General features: G+C 72.5%; 12 protein-coding genes and 1 other RNA gene. 12 read left to right on the top strand and 1 reads right to left on the bottom strand.

Annotation, left to right across the window (positions count from 1 at the left end):
• Positions 1-27 precede the first annotated feature (27 nt).
• Positions 28-507 carry an SsrA-binding protein SmpB gene (smpB, locus tag IE142_RS03910; protein WP_043372430.1) on the top strand — a complete coding sequence of 160 codons (480 nt, stop codon included), beginning with the start codon at positions 28-30 and terminating at the stop codon, positions 505-507.
• Between the two features lie 106 nt (positions 508-613).
• Positions 614-1,014: a transfer-messenger RNA gene (ssrA, locus tag IE142_RS03905) on the top strand.
• 153 nt (positions 1,015-1,167) lie between these two features.
• On the opposite strand, the gene IE142_RS03900 is transcribed toward ssrA, so the two are convergent.
• Positions 1,168-2,466 carry an MFS transporter gene (locus IE142_RS03900; RefSeq protein ID WP_191884363.1) on the bottom strand — a complete coding sequence of 433 codons (1,299 nt, stop codon included), beginning with the start codon at positions 2,464-2,466 and terminating at the stop codon, positions 1,168-1,170.
• Between the two features lie 83 nt (positions 2,467-2,549).
• Here IE142_RS03900 and IE142_RS03895 point away from each other — a divergent pair, with 83 nt between their 5' ends.
• The 10 genes from IE142_RS03895 to IE142_RS03850 all read left to right on the top strand — a co-directional run bounded on the left by IE142_RS03895 (position 2,550) and on the right by IE142_RS03850 (position 16,443).
• Positions 2,550-3,521 carry a LysR family transcriptional regulator gene (locus IE142_RS03895; RefSeq protein WP_191884362.1) on the top strand — a complete coding sequence of 324 codons (972 nt, stop codon included), beginning with the start codon at positions 2,550-2,552 and terminating at the stop codon, positions 3,519-3,521.
• A gap of 201 nt (positions 3,522-3,722) precedes the next feature.
• On the top strand, positions 3,723-5,408 hold the full coding sequence (locus IE142_RS03890; RefSeq protein WP_191884361.1) for a hypothetical protein: 1,686 nt from the start codon (positions 3,723-3,725) through the stop codon (positions 5,406-5,408).
• Complete coding sequence (locus IE142_RS03885; RefSeq protein ID WP_191884360.1) at positions 5,408-7,606, top strand: bifunctional polysaccharide deacetylase/glycosyltransferase family 2 protein; 2,199 nt, start codon at positions 5,408-5,410, stop codon at positions 7,604-7,606. Before IE142_RS03890 ends, IE142_RS03885 begins: the two co-directional genes overlap by 1 nt.
• Positions 7,603-8,952 (top strand): acyltransferase family protein, encoded by a 1,350-nt coding sequence (locus IE142_RS03880; protein WP_191884359.1) that lies wholly within the window; start codon positions 7,603-7,605, stop codon positions 8,950-8,952. Before IE142_RS03885 ends, IE142_RS03880 begins: the two co-directional genes overlap by 4 nt.
• Positions 8,953-9,091: 139 nt before the next feature.
• Positions 9,092-10,453 carry a nitrate/nitrite transporter gene (locus IE142_RS03875; protein WP_191884358.1) on the top strand — a complete coding sequence of 454 codons (1,362 nt, stop codon included), beginning with the start codon at positions 9,092-9,094 and terminating at the stop codon, positions 10,451-10,453.
• Between the two features lie 103 nt (positions 10,454-10,556).
• The gene (locus tag IE142_RS03870; protein ID WP_191884448.1) at positions 10,557-11,708 is read left to right on the top strand and encodes a uroporphyrinogen-III synthase; all 1,152 of its coding nucleotides are present in this window, start codon (positions 10,557-10,559) and stop codon (positions 11,706-11,708) included.
• A 153-nt stretch (positions 11,709-11,861) separates the two neighbouring features.
• Positions 11,862-12,452, top strand: coding sequence for a CGNR zinc finger domain-containing protein (locus IE142_RS03865; protein WP_191884357.1), 591 nt, complete (start codon positions 11,862-11,864; stop codon positions 12,450-12,452).
• A gap of 185 nt (positions 12,453-12,637) precedes the next feature.
• Entirely contained in the window at positions 12,638-13,162 is a 525-nt protein-coding gene (locus tag IE142_RS03860; protein ID WP_007450155.1) for a sigma-70 family RNA polymerase sigma factor, read from the top strand.
• A 71-nt stretch (positions 13,163-13,233) separates the two neighbouring features.
• A complete protein-coding gene (locus IE142_RS03855) occupies positions 13,234-14,013 on the top strand; it encodes a zf-HC2 domain-containing protein (protein ID WP_191884356.1) in 780 nt (259 codons plus the stop codon).
• A 117-nt stretch (positions 14,014-14,130) separates the two neighbouring features.
• Positions 14,131-16,443, top strand: a complete 2,313-nt coding sequence (locus tag IE142_RS03850) for a HelD family protein (protein WP_191884355.1) — start codon at positions 14,131-14,133, stop codon at positions 16,441-16,443.
• The last annotated feature ends 15 nt before the right edge of the window (positions 16,444-16,458 follow it).

Genomic DNA, 16,458 nt, shown 5'->3' with positions numbered 1-16,458 from the left:
CTCCGTAGTGCCAAAATGGACCGCACTATGGCTAAGGAAAAAGGGCGCAAGCTGATCGCGCAGAACAAGAAGGCGCGGCACGACTACCAGATCCTCGACACCTACGAGGCCGGTCTGGTCCTGTCGGGGACCGAGGTGAAGTCACTGCGCCAGGGGCGGGCATCGCTGGTCGACGGCTTCGTGCAGCTGGACGGACACGAAGCGTGGCTGCACAACGTGCACGTGCCGGAGTACAGCCAGGGCACCTGGACCAACCACAGCGCCCGCCGCAAGCGGAAGCTGCTGCTGCACCGCGTGGAGATCGACAAGCTGGAGGCCAAGTCCCAGGAGACCGGCCACACGATCGTGCCGCTCGCGCTGTACTTCAAGGACGGCCGGGCCAAGGTCGAGATCGCCCTGGCGCGCGGCAAGAAGGAGTACGACAAGCGGCAGACCTTGCGGGAGAAGCAGGACCGGCGCGAGGCGGAGCGGACGATCTCGGCGATCCGGCGCAAGCAGCGGGCCTGAACCCCTGGGAATAGGCTGGCACGGGTGCGTGTTGTTCCCGTACGATGGCACCTGCACCTCACAGAGGGTGCGCGCCCCCTCCTCGGAGGGATTGAAAAATCAACATGGGGATGATCGGTTTCGACAGCGGCTGTCGAAGCAGGGGAAGCGTGTCGAGGAAGCGGCCATGATCTCGTAAACCACAGGCCGAAAAAAATAATCGCCAACACCAAGCGCGATTCCTCCCAGCAGGCCTTCGCCCTCGCTGCCTGATCTCAGGTAGCAGAGCGAGCCTCCTACTAAAGGGAGTGTCAGCCCGGGGCTGTTCCCGACCCGGATCCTGGCATCAGCTAGGGGACTAAACCTTGATCCCGGTCACGGGGTGAAGAGGGAAACCAAACAGTGACTGAGCCCGTCGGAGACTTGTCCGCGTGATCTCCGGGGCCGAGAAAATCGAAGCGGACTGCACACGGAGAAGCCCTGGTTCCGCACCGTTGGACGCGGGTTCGATTCCCGCCATCTCCACGAGGTCGAGGGCGACATGTGCCCGCGTGAAAGCGCGAGCCGTGTCGCCCTCGTCGTTCTTGTGCGGCGAAGCCGCGCGGAGGAGGGGCTTCGCCGCCCGCAGCCCCTCCTCGGGCCCCCCTGGTCACCGGTGACGAGCCGGTGACCAGGGGGTTTTTACGCTCTCGCGGCCCGCCTCCGGGGCATCGGCAGCAGCGCCAGCAGCAGGGCCGCCGCTGCCGCCGTGAGCGGGATGCCGTACGCGGCTGCGGGGGAGGCGTGCTCGACCACCCAGCCGCCCGTCGCGCTGCCGCAGGCGATGCCGCCGAGCAGACCCGTCACCGCGAGGGTCATGCCCTCGTTCAGGCGGCCCTGAGGGGAGCGGTGCTGTACCAGCGTCATGGTGGTGACCATCGTCGGCGCCGTCGCCATCCCGGCGATCAGCAGCGTGAGCGCCAGCAGCGGCAGGGAGCCGGTGAGGGACGCCGCGAGCAGGGGCAGCGTGAGCAGGGCCGTCATGGCGGCCACGCACCACGGCAGGCGGCGCTCGGGGGGACCGGCCGGCTTCAGCGCGCCGTACAGCAGGCCCGCCGCGCAGGAACCGGCCGCCTGCAGTGCGAGGATCACACCAGCCGCCGAGCGGTGGCCCTGTGCATCCGCGAACGCGATCGTCACCACCTCCATCGCCCCGAAGACCCCGCCCGTCGCCAGGCACACGGCCAGCAGCGGCGGAACGCCCGGGACCCGGAAGGGGGCCTTCGCCGTCGGGCGCGGCCGGGCCGGCGGCTCGGTGGAGCGCTGGGCGGCGAACAGCAGCATGCCGCTCACCAGCAGCACCACGCCCACGAGCGTGCCCGCCTCCGGGAACAGGGTCGTGCACAGGAACGCCGCCAGCACCGGCCCGAGCATGAAGCACAGCTCGTCGGTGGCCTGCTCGAAGGAGTTCGCGGTGTGCAGGGCGTCCGAGTCGCCCTTCAGCAGGTGGGCCCAGCGGGCGCGGGCCATGCCGCCGGTGTTGGGCGTCGTCGCGGTGGCGGCGTAGGCGGCGGACAGGGTCCACGCGGGGGCGCCGTAACGGACGCACAGCACCAGGGCCAGCGAGCCCAGGGCCGCGAGCAGCGTGGCGGGCACCGCCACCCGCGCCTGGCCGTGCCGGTCCACGAGCCGCGCGATCCACGGGGCGACGAGCGCGGTCGCCGCCAGCCCCGTCGCGGTGACCGCGCCGGCGAGGGCGTATGAACCGCGCGTACCGGCGATCATCACGACCGCGCTCACGCTGAACATGCCCATGGGTATCCGGGCCATGAGATTCCCGGTCGTGAATCCTCGGGCACCGGGGGTGGACAGGAGCTGCCGGTACGGGCCGGGCGGCCGGTCCCGGGAGCGGGGGCGGAAGTCGGCGGCGACCAGGGCGTCACCGGTGACGACGAGGAGGGGGGACTGCGGGGACGGGCGTGCGGAAGTCGATTGCGGCATGGACTCACCGTCGCCCCGCGGCGATCACGGGGTCCAACACCTTCTCCGTACCCATTGACGCACTCCCGTTGTAAGTTCGCCGGATGTCCGCACCCGACCACCTCGACCCGCGCCTCCTGCGCGCCTTCACCACCGTCGCCGAGGAGCTGCACTTCACCCGCGCCGCCGCCCGCCTGTACGTCGCCCAGCAGGCACTCAGCAGGGACGTGCGGCGCCTGGAGCGGGAGTTGCGCGCCGAGCTGTTCGTCCGCACCACCCGGCAGGTGACCCTGACGGCCGACGGCGAGCGGCTGCTGCCGTACGCCCGCCGTGTCCTCCAGGCGCAGGACGACCTCCTGGCCGCTTTCGGGCAGGCCCGCCCCCTGCTGGTCGACCTCAACTCCCCGGGCCTGGCCACCGGCCGCCTGGTTCTGGAGCGGGCCCGCGAACTGGCGCCCGGTCAGGAGCTGATGGCCCGGTACGAGAGCGGGCTGACGTACGCCGCCGGCGAACTGCTCGCCGGCCGCGTCGACGCCTCCTTCGGCCGGTTCGCGGGCCTGGACCCGGCGCTGCGGGCCGGCCTCGCCCACCAGCCGGTCCGCTACGAGCCGATGGCGGTCGTCCTGCCGGAGAGCCACCCGCTGGCCCCGCTTCCGGAGGTACCGCTGGCCGCACTCGCCGGTGAGACCGTGTACGCCGGTGCCGGTAACCCGCGGACGCCGGAGTGGACCGACCTCGCCCACCGCCTGTTCGAGACGCGCGGCATCGACGTGGCGCCACCCGCGCCCCTGGCCGTCGGGGAGGAGGAGTTCCAGCGGATCATGGGCAAGGCGGGCAATCCGGTCCTCGCCGTGGTGAGCTTTCCGGCCATGGCGTCGACGGTGGTGCGCCCGCTCGTCGATCCGGTGCCGCTGTCGCCGGTCTCACTTGTCTGGCGGAAGGGGCTGGTGCACCCCGAGTTCGACGCGCTGCGCCGGGCGGTGTCCCAGGTCGCGGCCGAGAACGGCTGGCTCAGCAGGCCCGCGGGAGGGTGGATTCCGGCCGCCGACGCCGCTGTGATGTCCGTTCGTGACTGACACGCGGCAACCACACGTCCTCCGCGTGCGCTACATTCTTGGCCTGAGCACGGTGTGGTACAGGGGGCGCTCGAACCTGGTGGGGGCCGGTTCGGTCGACGGGTGCTCGGAGTCGAATGCGCACCCGGAACCGTCCCGTGGGGGAAGTGCGTGCGCGTGGAGAAATGGCAGAAAAACGCCCAACTGGAGGGGACCGAGGCTGTGTCCGGGATACGTGATGTCCCGGAGGCGGGACAGCAAGCCGACGCCACCGAGGTGTTTCCGGCGGCGCGCCCCTTCCAGGTGACCGATGAGGCTCCGACGACCGGAACGGGGCCCGGCGGGTCCGGCGCGGGATGGTTCGGGAACGGCGATGACGCCGCGCGTAGTGACGCGGGTGCCCTGGGAGCGGTTTTCCGCCGCCCGGGCGAGTTCCCCACGCGGGCGGACGCGCCGCGGACCGCCGACCGGCCGTCGCCGGACGCCGCCGGGACGCGCCTCCTCGCCTCCCACGGGAGCGCCGACGCGGACCGGACCGAGGTCCTCGGCGACCGAATAGGCCAGGACCGCATGGGCCGGGAGGGCATAGCCCGGGACCGCACAGATCCGGACGGCACAGCCCGGGGCGGCATAGCCCGGGACCACATAGCCCGGGACCACATAGCCCAGGACCGCACAGCCCAGGGCCGTACGGACCGAGACGGTACGCAGCGGTGGCGTGACCCGTTGGACCGGGGACGGATCACCTGGGGTGCGAACCAGTCCGGATTCGTTCCGGACGGGCCGAGGCCGAACCGTGCGAACCCGTCCCCGACGACTCCGTCCAGGACGGTCCATGACGGGACGCCCCCGTCAGCGACCAACCCGAACGGGACCGACCCGGCCGGCGCGAACCCGGACCACCGGCACCCGGGATACGTCGGCCCGAACGGTGCCGACCCGACCGGACCCGTCCGGCGTACCGCCGCCCCGGACGCCGACAGGACCGACGTCCTGCCCCCGGTCACCCCGGCGACGCCCCCGGTGTCCCCGACCCGCGCGTTCCCGACCACCGCGCCCGGTCCCGCAACCGCCGCCCTCCGCGACCCGTGGCAGGACATCCCGGACGCCGATGCCGGTGCGGCAGCCGCCGCCGACCACACGCACGACCCGCACGAGGTGACGGTCCAGCTCGACGCCGTCCAGCTCGGCGACGGCGTGCTCCGCCGGGCCGACGGCCCGCAGCCCGGCAAGATAGGCCCCGAGGGCTCCGACGGGCCGGTGTTCGTCGACGCGTCCGGCCGCCGCAGCCGTCTCTACCGCCGCCTCGGCATAGCCGTCGGCGTCGTGTGCGCGATCTACGCCGTCGTCATCGTCTCCACGCTGCTGTCCGGCAACTCCAACGCGCCCTGGCTCCCCGTGGACGGCCAGCAGGAGGGCAAGCCGGCCGGCCAGGTCGACACCACCCCGCTGCCCTCCCGGTCGGCACAGCCCTCCGGCACCGGCAGTGCCGCCCCGCGGACCAGCCCCTCGGCCGGCACCGGCGTGACCACCGCACCGGGCGCCGACGCCCCCGCGCCCGGTGCCTCCGGCAGCGCGCGGCAGCCCGGCACCAGCGCCGGCCCCGAGCCTTCCGAGACCTCGGGCGGCACCGAGCCGGGCGGCAGCGGTGGCACCACCGCCCCGAACCCGACGCAGTCGACCCAGGAACCGCCACCCGCCTCCACCGACCCGTCGACCCCGGTGGACGGCGGCGAACCCACGGTCGACCCGACCGGCCCCGCCGTCGACCCCACCACGGGCACCGACCCCGGCGGCGACACGATCGCCAACGGCGCGAGCGACTCCCACTCCACCGTCGTCGCCGGACCGGCCGCTTCGGACACCACCCGCACGTCCCCTCACCTGTCCCCGGAGAACACCCTCTGATGGCACTCCGCACCCGCCGTCACGGAGCCGCGCGCAGCGCCCGTGACGGCTCCCGGCGCCCCCGCCTGCCCCTGCGCCTGCTGCTTCCGCTGCTGGTCCTGGTCGCCCTGGCCGCGATGCTCATGCTGCGCGGATACGTGCACAGCGAGATCCTCGCCGACCACCGCGTCCAGCCGCCCGCCGCCACCGACCAGGTGCCGGAGAAGATCCTCGAGGGCGGCCCGGTCATCGACGCCCGCGGCGGCCGCACCGAGAGCCTGAGCGTCCCGGACCACCGTCTGGTCCTCACCTTCGACGACGGCCCGGACCCGACCTGGACACCGAGGGTGCTGGACGTGCTGAAGAAGCACGACGCGCACGCGGTCTTCTTCGTCACCGGCACCATGGCCTCCCGCTACCCGGACCTGGTCGAGCGGATGGTCGACGAGGGCCACGAGGTCGGTCTGCACACCTTCAACCACCCCGACCTCTCCTTCCAGTCCAAGAAGCGCATCGACTGGGAGCTGTCGCAGAACCAGCTGGCGATCACCGGCGCGGCCGGCATCCGCACCTCGCTCTTCCGCCCCCCGTACTCCTCCTTCGCCGACGCCATGGACAACAAGTCCTGGCCGGTCACCGAGTACATAGGCAGCCGCGGCTACATCACCGTCGTCAACAACACCGACAGCGAGGACTGGCAGCGGCCCGGCGTCGACGAGATCATCCGCCGCGCCACGCCCAAGGGCGGCGAGGGCGCCATCGTCCTCATGCACGACTCGGGCGGCGACCGCAGCCAGACGGTCGCGGCCCTGGACAAGTTCCTGCCCGACCTGCAGAAGAAGGGCTACGAGTTCGACAACCTCACCGAGGCCCTGGACGCGCCCAGCGCGATGACCCCGGTGACCGGCGCCGAACTCTGGAAGGGCAAGGCCTGGATCTTCCTCGTCCAGGCCTCCGAGAAGATCACCGACGGCCTGGTGGTCGGCCTCGCGGTCATCGGCACGCTGGTCATCGGGCGTTTCGTGCTGATGCTGCTGCTCTCCGGCATCCACGCCCGCCGGGTCCGCCGCAAGGGCTTCCGCTGGGGCCCGCCGGTCACCGAACCGGTGACGGTGCTGGTCCCGGCGTACAACGAGGCCAAGTGCATCGAGAACACCGTCCGTTCGCTGATGGCCGGCGACCACCCCGTCGAGGTCATCGTCATCGACGACGGCTCCAGCGACGGCACCGCCCGGATCGTCGAGGCGATGGGCCTGCCGGGCGTCAGGGTGATCCGCCAGCTCAACGCGGGCAAGCCGGCCGCCCTCAACCGGGGCCTGGCGAACGCCCGTCACGACATCGTCGTCATGATGGACGGCGACACGGTCTTCGAGCCGTCCACCGTCCGTGAACTCGTCCAGCCCTTCGGCGACCCGAAGGTCGGCGCGGTGGCCGGCAACGCCAAGGTCGGCAACAAGGACAGCCTCATCGGCGCCTGGCAGCACATCGAGTACGTGATGGGCTTCAACCTCGACCGCCGGATGTACGACGTGCTGCGCTGCATGCCGACCATCCCCGGCGCCGTGGGCGCCTTCCGCCGCTCCGCCCTGGAGCCCATCGGCGGCATGAGCGACGACACCCTCGCCGAGGACACCGACGTCACGATGGCGCTGCACCGCGCCGGCTGGCGCGTGGTCTACGCCGAGAACGCCCGCGCCTGGACCGAGGCCCCGGAGACCGTCCAGCAGCTGTGGTCACAGCGCTACCGCTGGTCGTACGGCACCATGCAGGCCATCTGGAAGCACCGCCGCGCGGTGATCGAGAAGGGCCCCTCGGGCCGCTTCGGCCGCGTGGGCCTGCCCTTCGTCTCCCTGTTCATGGTCCTGGCTCCGCTGCTCGCGCCGCTGATCGACGTCTTCCTGCTCTACGGCATCGTCTTCGGTCCGACCGAGAAGACGATCGTGGCGTGGCTGGGCGTCCTGGCCATCCAGGCCGTCTGCGCGGCGTACGCCTTCCGCCTCGACCGCGAACGCATGACCCACCTGATCTCGCTGCCGCTGCAGCAGATCCTGTACCGCCAGCTCATGTACGTCGTGCTGCTCCAGTCCTGGATCACCGCGCTCACCGGCGGCCGCCTGCGCTGGCAGAAGCTCCGGCGCACCGGTGCCGTCGGCGCGCCCGGGGGCTCCGTGCCGCGGCAGCGCGCGCAGAGCAGCGATGATCGGAGGCCCGTGGCATGACCCACGGATACACGACCGGTTCGACCGGTACGGGCCCTGGCTCGGACCCGTACGGGGTGCCGTACGGCACGCCCCGTGCCCAGGGCGCCGACGCGGCCGCGGGGACGCCGTACGGCGTCCCGCAGCAGCGTACGACGGAGCCCGCGCCCGACACGGCGCCCCCGCCCGCCCCCGCCACCGGGAAGCCGGGCCGCGACCGGTACCTGGACCTGCTGCGTTCCATCGCCCTGGTCCGCGTCGTCGTGTACCACCTGTTCGGCTGGGCCTGGCTGTCGGTGGTCTTCCCGTCGATGGGCGTGATGTTCGCGCTGGCGGGCTCCCTGATGGCCCGGTCGCTGAAGCGTCCGGCGCTGAGCGTGATCCGCGGACGGGTGCGCCGGCTGCTGCCGCCCATGTGGGCGTTTGCCGCGGTCGTGCTGGCGATGATGTTCGTCAACGGCTGGAACCCGACCGAGGACCCGGACCACGGCGACCCCTGGGGCCTGATCGGGCTGTTCAACTACATCGTCCCGATCGGCGCCCCTCCCTACCCCTGGCACGTCGGCTCCCCGTCCGGCCTGCTGGAGGACACCTGGGCGGTACAGGCCGCGGGGCCGCTGTGGTACCTGCGCGCCTACCTCTGGTTCGTCATCGCCTCGCCGCTGCTGCTGTGGCTGTTCCGCAAGGCGCCGTGGCCGACGCTGCTCGCGCCGCTGGGCCTGACGGCGATCGTCGGCACCGGCCTGGTGAAGATCCCCGGCGAGACCGGCAACGCGGTCACCGACTTCGCGGTCTACGGCGGCTGCTGGGTCCTGGGCTTCGCCCACCACGAGGGTCTGCTGAAGCAGATCCCGCGGTACGTCTCCGTGTCCTGCGCGTCGCTGGTGATGGCCTTCGGCCTGTGGTGGGCCTCGAACCACCTGGGCCCCGACGGCTGGGACCTCAACGACATCCCGCTGGCCCAGGCCACCTGGTCGTTCGGCTTCGTCGTGATCCTGCTCCAGTACTCCCCGTCGTGGCAGGAACTCCCGGGCCGGCTGGCCAAGTGGGACAAGCTGGTGACCCTCTCCAACAACCGCGCGGTCACCATCTACCTGTGGCACAACCTGCTGATCATGGCGACGGTCCCGATCATCGACCTCGCCTACCAGCTCCCCTTCATGCAGAGCGAACGCGCGGTCAGCGCCCTCGACGGCGCGTACACGATCTGGATGTTCGCCCTGGTCTGGCCGCTCATCGGCCTGATGGTCCTCGCGGTGGGCTGGGTAGAGGACCTGGCGGCGAAGCGGAAGCCGAACCTGTGGCCGAACGGCACGAAGCGCTCCACCGGCGGACGGCCCGGAACGAGGGCGGCCCACCGGAGCTGAAGCCCCGCCCGGACCTCTCACCCGGCTCCCGCGCCGGGTGAGGGCAACGTTCCCTTCCGGTCATCCGCAGCCCCACCGGCCCGAAACGCGTCCTCCCTACCTTCGCGGCAATCGAGCTGTGGAGCACCGTGGAGGCGTCATGACAGTCCCTGGCCGCCGCTGGATCCAGCACTGGGATCCGGAGGACGAGACCTTCTGGAAGGAGACGGGGGAGCGGGTCGCCCGGCGGAACCTGTTCTTCTCCGTCCTCTCCGAGCACATCGGGTTCTCGGTCTGGACCCTGTGGTCGGTGCTGGTGCTCTTCATGGGCCCGGAGTACGGGCTGACACCGGCCGACAAGTTCCTGCTGACGTCCGTGGTGACGCTCGTCGGGGCCGTCGTGCGGGTGCCCTACACCTTCGCCGTCGCGGTCTTCGGCGGGCGGAACTGGACGATCGTCTCCGCCGGGCTGCTGCTCGTACCGACCGTCGCCGCCTTCGCGGTCATGGAGCCGGGAACATCGTTCTCGACGTTCCTCCTGGTCGGGCTGCTGGCCGGCATCGGCGGGGGCAACTTCGCGTCCTCCATGACCAACATCAACGCCTTCTTCCCGCTCCGGAAGAAGGGCTGGGCGCTCGGTCTCAACGCGGGCGGCGGGAACATCGGCGTGCCGGTGATCCAGCTGACCGCCCTCGCGATCATCGGGGCGGGCGGCGGGCCCCGGGTGCTGCTCGGCATCTACATCCCGCTGATCCTGGTGGCCGCCGTCCTCGCCGCCTGCTTCATGGACAACCTCTCCTCCGTGAAGAACGACACCGGGGCCGCCAAGGACGCCGCCCGGGACGGCCACACCTGGATCATGGCCGTGCTGTACATCGGCACCTTCGGATCGTTCATCGGCTACAGCTTCGCCTTCGGTCAGGTGCTCCAGACCCAGTTCGGGCGGACCCCGCTCCAGGCGGCGTACCTGACCTTCATCGGTCCGTTGCTCGGCTCCCTGATCCGGCCGCTGGGCGGCAGGCTCGCCGACCGGTACGGCGGCGCGCGGATCACACTGTGGAACTTCGTCGCCATGGCCGCCGCCACCGCCGTGCTCGTCGCCGCCAGCATGGCGAAGTCGCTCGCGCTGTTCGTCGCCGTGTTCGTGGTGCTGTTCGTGCTCAGCGGGCTCGGCAACGGCTCGACGTTCAAGATGATCCCCGGCATCTTCCAGAACAAGGCGCTGGCCAGGGGGCTGACGGGGGAGGAGGCCGTGGCGTACGGGCGGCGGCTCTCCGGTGCCTCCATGGGGCTGATCGGCGCGGTCGGCGCGCTCGGCGGCGTCGGCATCAACCTCGCCTTCCGGCAGTCCTTCCTCTCCGTCGGCTCCGGCACCGGCGCCTTCGTCGCGTTCCTCGCCTACTACGCCGTCTGCTTCGCCGTCACGTGGGCGGTATACCTTCGCCGCCCTGCCGTACGGACGCCGGACGGCCCGGCGAACACGGCCGAGGCGAAGAGCCGGCTCAGCTACGCCGAGGTGTGACGTAACACTGGTGACACGCAGCGGAACCGAGCCCGTCACGCGCCGTTGACAGGCTCGTCGCCGTGCAGTCAGTACGACGACCGGGACGATCGGGACGAGAATGATGGACGACGTACAGCAGCGACCCGAGCACGGCCCCCTCGCCGGTTTCACCGTGGGCGTGACCGCCGCCCGCCGGGCCGACGAACTGGGCGCGCTGCTCCAGCGGCGCGGCGCCGCCGTCCTGCACGCACCGGCGATCAGGATCGTGCCGCTCGCCGACGACAGCGAGCTGCTGGCCGCGACCAAGCAGCTCATCGACCAGGCACCGGACGTCGTCGTGGCCACCACCGCCATCGGGTTCCGCGGGTGGGTGGAGGCCGCCGACGGCTGGGGGCTCGGTGACGTCCTGCTGGAGCGGCTTCGTGCCGTGGAGCTGCTCGCGCGCGGGCCCAAGGTCAAGGGCGCGGTCCGGGCCGCCGGACTGACGGAGGAGTGGTCGCCGGCGTCCGAGTCCATGGCCGAGGTGCTGGACCGGCTCCTGGAGCAGGGCGTCGACGGCCGGCGGATCGCCGTACAGCTGCACGGTGAGCCCCTGCCGGGGTTCGTGGAGGCGCTGAAGGCGGGCGGCGCCGAGGTCGTGGGCGTGCCCGTCTACCGGTGGCTGCCGCCGGAGGACCTCGGCCCCGTGGACCGGTTGCTGGACGCCGCCGTCTCGCGCGGCGTGGACGCCGTGACATTCACCAGCGCGCCCGCCGCCGCGTCGCTCCTGTCCCGCGCCGAGGAGCGCGGCCTGCTGCCCGAGCTGCTCGCCGCGTTCGGCCACGACGTGCTGCCGGCCTGCGTCGGTCCGGTGACCGCGGTACCGCTCCAGGGGCACGGCGTCGACACGGTCCAGCCCGAACGCTTCCGGCTCGGCCCCCTCGTCCAGCTCCTGTGCCGGGAACTCCCGGCCCGCGCCCGCGCGTTGCCGGTCGCCGGGCACCGGCTGGAGATCCGCGGGCACGCGGTCCTCGTCGACGGGGAGCTCAGGACCGTGCCGCCCGCCGGCATGTCCCTGCTGCGGGCCCTGTCCCGTCGGCCCGGCTGGGTCGTCCCCCGCGCGGAACTCCTGCGCGCCCTGCCGGGCACCGGCCGCGACGAACACGCCGTCGAGACGGCGATGGCCCGACTGCGCACGTCCCTCGGCGCTCCCAAGCTGATCCAGACGGTGGTGAAACGCGGCTACCGCCTCGCCCTGGACCCCGCGACCGACGCCAAGTACACGGACGGGTGAGGGCGGCGGGTCCGGTCCTCGTGAGCGGGCATCCGGACAGGGGCGGTACTAGGGGTTCCGGGCAGCGGAACGGGCAGGCACTGTAGAGGGAGCGGTTCCCCTGCTCCCCTCTCCGGCCCGCCCCACCGGGCACCCCAAGGCGGTGACAGGAACATGGCACTGGGTACGGCCACCGGCCCGTACGAGCTGCGGTTCGACACCGGGCGGATCTGCCTGGACCTCCTCGCCACCACCCACCCCGTGGAACGCCTCGTCTCCGTCGCGGCGCTGGGCGCCTGGATCACCGGCTCCGGACTCGTCCCGCCCGGCACGCCGTTGAGCCACGCCGATGCCTCCTGGCTCGCCCGCTTCCGCGAACTGCGCTGTCAGACCGCCCGACTGGTCCGTGCCCGGCCGGGCCCCGGCGCCGTCCCGTACGACCACGCGCTCACCCGCGTCAACGCCCTGGCCGTCTCCGCACCCCCGGCGCCGCGCGCGGTGCGCGGCCAGGACGGGGCGCTGGTGCGGGAGTTGACCGGTCCGCCGGAGTGCGCGGAACTGCTCGGCGCCCTCGCCCGGGACGCCGTGGAACTGCTCACCGACCCCGTCGCACGGGCGAGCCTGAGGCAGTGCGAGGGCGACAACTGCCCCATCGTGTACGTCGACACGTCCCGCGGCCGCCGCCGGCGCTGGTGCTCCAGCGAGGTCTGCGGCAACCGCGAACGCGTCGCCCGGCACCGCAGGCGCGCCGCCCTCGCCCGCTAAGTGCGGCCGTGCCCCGTTCGTCGCACCGCCCCCGAGGAAACCGTCACCGCGCTTTGAACACCCCGCACTCCGCGTCCGTACCGGATGGGCGAGCGACCGACTGGGGGGACCCCCGGACATCGGAGGTGGGCGTGCGCAAGGATTCCGTCGTGGCCAATGACCGAGGTGCCAGGGCCCGACATCGCATGTCCCAGTCGTCCTCGGAACCCGACGAGGAGCTGATGCGCGCCCTGTACCGGGAGCACGCGGGCCCCTTGCTCGCGTACGTGCTGCGGCTGGTCGCGGGGGACCGCCAGCGCGCCGAGGACGTCGTCCAGGAGACGCTCATCCGTGCCTGGAAGAACGCCGGTCAGCTCAACCGGGCGACCGGATCGGTACGCCCCTGGCTGGTGACGGTCGCCCGGCGCATCGTCATCGACGGCCACCGCAGCCGGCAGGCCCGGCCGCAGGAGGTCGATCCGTCGCCGCTGGAGGTCATCCCCGCGGAGGACGAGATCGACAAGGCGCTGTGGCTGATGACGCTGTCGGACGCGCTCGACGACCTGACCCCGGCCCACCGGGAGGTCCTCGTCGAGACGTACTTCAAGGGGCGTACCGTCAATGAGGCGGCGCAGACACTGGGCATACCCAGCGGCACCGTTCGCTCCCGGGTGTTCTACGCCCTGCGTTCGATGAAGCTGGCTCTGGAGGAGCGGGGGGTGACGGCGTGATGAGCGGGTACGGGGGCGCTCAGGGATTCGGCGGGGGATTCGGCCCGGGCGATACGGGTGATTCTGTCCCCATGCAGGGATCACCGGCGCCGAACGAGCACGAGACCGTCGGCGCCTACGCCCTCGGCATCCTCGACGGCGCGGAGGCCACCGCCTTCGAGGCCCACCTCGCCGGCTGCGAGTGGTGCGCCCAGCAGCTCGACGAACTGGCCGGGATGGAGCCCATGCTGGCCGCCCTCGCGGACCTCCCCGGCGCCGGTACGCCCGCGATCGCCGAGTCGCTGACGGCGAAGCCGAGCCCGGCGCTGGCGGAGAGGCTCGTCGAGGAGGTCGCCGAGCGCCGCGCGAGCAAGCGGCGCCGCAACTTCTACTTGGTGGGCACCGCGGCCGCGCTGATCATCGGCGGCCCGTTCGCCGCCGTGGCGACCACGGGCGGCGGCGGTGACGACGGCGGCGGGAAGAAGACCGAGGCGACGCGGCAGGCCGGCAGCCCCGCCGAGTCCGCCTTCGCCGAGATGCCCGACCGCGTGACCGCCACCGACCCCGCCACCCGGGTCAGCGCGACCGTCGCCCTGGAGAAGAAGGCGTGGGGCACCGAGGCGGTCCTGGAGCTGAAGAACGTCAAGGGCCCCCAGAAGTGCTCCCTGATCGCCGTCGGCAAGAACGGCGAGCGCGAGACGCTCAGCTCCTGGACGGTCCCCAACTGGGGCTACGGCATCCCGGACGCCACCACCGAGAAGGCCAGGAAGCCCCTCTACGTGCACGGCGGCGCCGCCTTCGAACCCAACCAGATCGACCACTTCGAGGTCATGACCTTCGACGGCGAGCGGCTGGTGGAGGTGGACGCCTGAGGCCGGCCCGGGGCCCGTCCGGCGGACGGCCCCGGGACGGCCCCCGGCCGCGCCGTGGCTTCCGGCGTCCCCTTCGCGTACCTTTGACGGCTGCCCAGCACGTCAGAAGGGGGCCCGGTGGCCGCACAGGCGCAACAGGACTCAGCGGTCGACTCGGTGCACGACTCCGTACGGGAGGACTCCGTACGGGACCGAGAGATCAGCGTGGAACAGGCACACCTGGACCGGGTGTACCGCCGCCTCGAGGAGAAGATCCACGAGGCCGAGTTCCTCATGAACGACGCCGCGCAGCGCGGCCAGGTCGGCACCCCCGGCGCGCTGGCCGAGCGCGACGCGCAGGTCTTCCGGGCCGGCGTCCACCTCAGCCGCCTGAACAACGAGTTCGAGGACTTCCTCTTCGGCCGCATCGACCTGCTCCTCGGCAAGGACGGCAAGAAGGGCCCCGACGGCGCCTACACGGCCGTCGAGCCCGCCGAGGGCGCCCTCAGGCCCGACAGCACCGCCGACATCGCCGAGACCCTGCACATCGGCCGCATCGGCGTCCTGGACGAGGACTACGCCCCGCTGGTCATCGACTGGCGGGCGCCGGCCGCGGCCCCCTTCTACCGGTCCACGCCGGTCGACCCCGGCCGGGTCGTGCGGCGCCGGGTGATCCGCTCCAAGGGGCGGCGCGTCCTCGGCGTCGAGGACGACCTGATGCGGCCCGAGATCAAGGCGAGCCTGGACGGCGAGGAGCTGGCCGTCGTCGGCGACGGCGCCCTGATGGCCGCCCTCGGCCAGGCCCGTACGCACTCCATGCGGGACATCGTCGCCTCCATCCAGGCCGAGCAGGACCTGGTCATCCGCGCCCCCGCCGCCTCCGTGACCTACGTCGAGGGCGGCCCCGGCACCGGCAAGACCGCCGTCGCCCTGCACCGCGCCGCCTACCTGCTCTACCAGGACCGGCGCCGGTACGCGGGCGGCATCCTCATCGTCTCGCCGACCCCGCTGCTGGTGGCGTACACCGAGGGCGTACTGCCCTCCCTCGGCGAGGAGGGGCAGGTCGCCATCCGCGCCATCGGCTCCCTGGTCGACGGCGCCGAGGCCACGCTGTACGACTCCCCGGCCACCGCCCGCGCCAAGGGTTCCTCGCGCATGCTGAAGGTGCTGCGCCGGGCCGCGCGCGGCGCGCTGGAGCCGGAAGGGTCGCCGACGCTGCTGAGGGTCGTCGCCTTCGGCCGCCGCCTCGAACTGGGGGCCGAGGAGCTGGCCGGCATCCGCCGCACCGCCCTCGGCGGCACCGCCCCCGTCAACCTGCTGCGCCCCCGCGCCCGCCGGCTGCTCCTGGACGCCCTGTGGGCCAAGTCCGGCGCCGCCGGCCGGCACACCGACCCGGAGCTCGCCGCAGAGCTGCGCTCCTCCTTCGACGAGGACGTCAGTTCCGAGGACTCCTTCCTCGCCTTCCTCGACGCCTGGTGGCCCGAGCTGACCCCGGCCGCCGTGCTGGCGGCCATGGCGGACGAGCGGAAACTGGGCCGCTGGGCCCGGCGCGTGCTCAACCCGGGCGAGGTGCGCAAGGTGGCCCGGTCGCTGCGGCGCGAGGGCCACTCCGTGCACGACATCGCCCTGCTCGACGAGCTCCAGGCCGTCCTCGGCGCCCCGGCCCGCCCCCGCAAGCGGCGCGAGCTGGACCCGCTGGACCAGCTCACCGGCCTGGAGGAGCTGATGCCGCAGCGCGAGGAGACCCAGCGGGAGCGCGCCGAGCGCCTCGCGCAGGAGCGCACCGAGTACGCGCACGTCATCGTGGACGAGGCACAGGACCTGACCCCGATGCAGTGGCGGATGGTGGGCCGCCGCGGCCGGCACGCCACGTGGACGGTCGTCGGTGACCCGGCCCAGTCCTCCTGGTCCGACCCCGACGAGGCGGCGGCGGCCCGCGACGAGGCCCTGGGCACCCGCCCGCGCCGCCGCTTCGAGCTGACCGTGAACTACCGCAACCCGGCCGAGATCGCCGAGCTGGCGGCGAAGGTGCTGGCCCTCGCCATGCCGGGCTCGCAGTCTCCGGCGGCCGTCCGTTCGACGGGTGTGGAACCGCGCTTCGCGGTCGCGGCGGACTCCTTGGAGGAGACCGTCCGGTCGGAGGCGGCCCGGCTGCTGGACCTCGTCGACGGCACCGTCGGCGTCGTGGTCGCCATGAACCGCCGCGAGGAGGCCCGGCGCTGGCTGGCCGGGCTCGGGGACCGCGTGGTGGCGCTGGGCAGCCTGGAGGCCAAGGGCCTGGAGTACGACGCCACGGTGGTCGTCTCCCCGGCCGAGATCGCCGACGAGTCGCCCGCCGGGCTGCGGGTGCTGTACGTCGCGCTGACCCGGGCCACCCAGCAGCTGACGGTGGTCTCGTGCGAGCGGGACGAGCCGGACGCCGCGGGGGTGCCGGACCTCCTGCGGGACTGAGGAGCGGCCGGTACG

Origin of the sequence: Streptomyces mutabilis (genome assembly GCF_014649815.1) — a bacterium.
In the GTDB taxonomy this organism is placed as follows: domain Bacteria; phylum Actinomycetota; class Actinomycetes; order Streptomycetales; family Streptomycetaceae; genus Streptomyces; species Streptomyces mutabilis.
The sequence above is the reverse complement of the archived record's forward strand: the minus strand, read 5'-3'. Positions and strand labels throughout refer to the sequence as shown.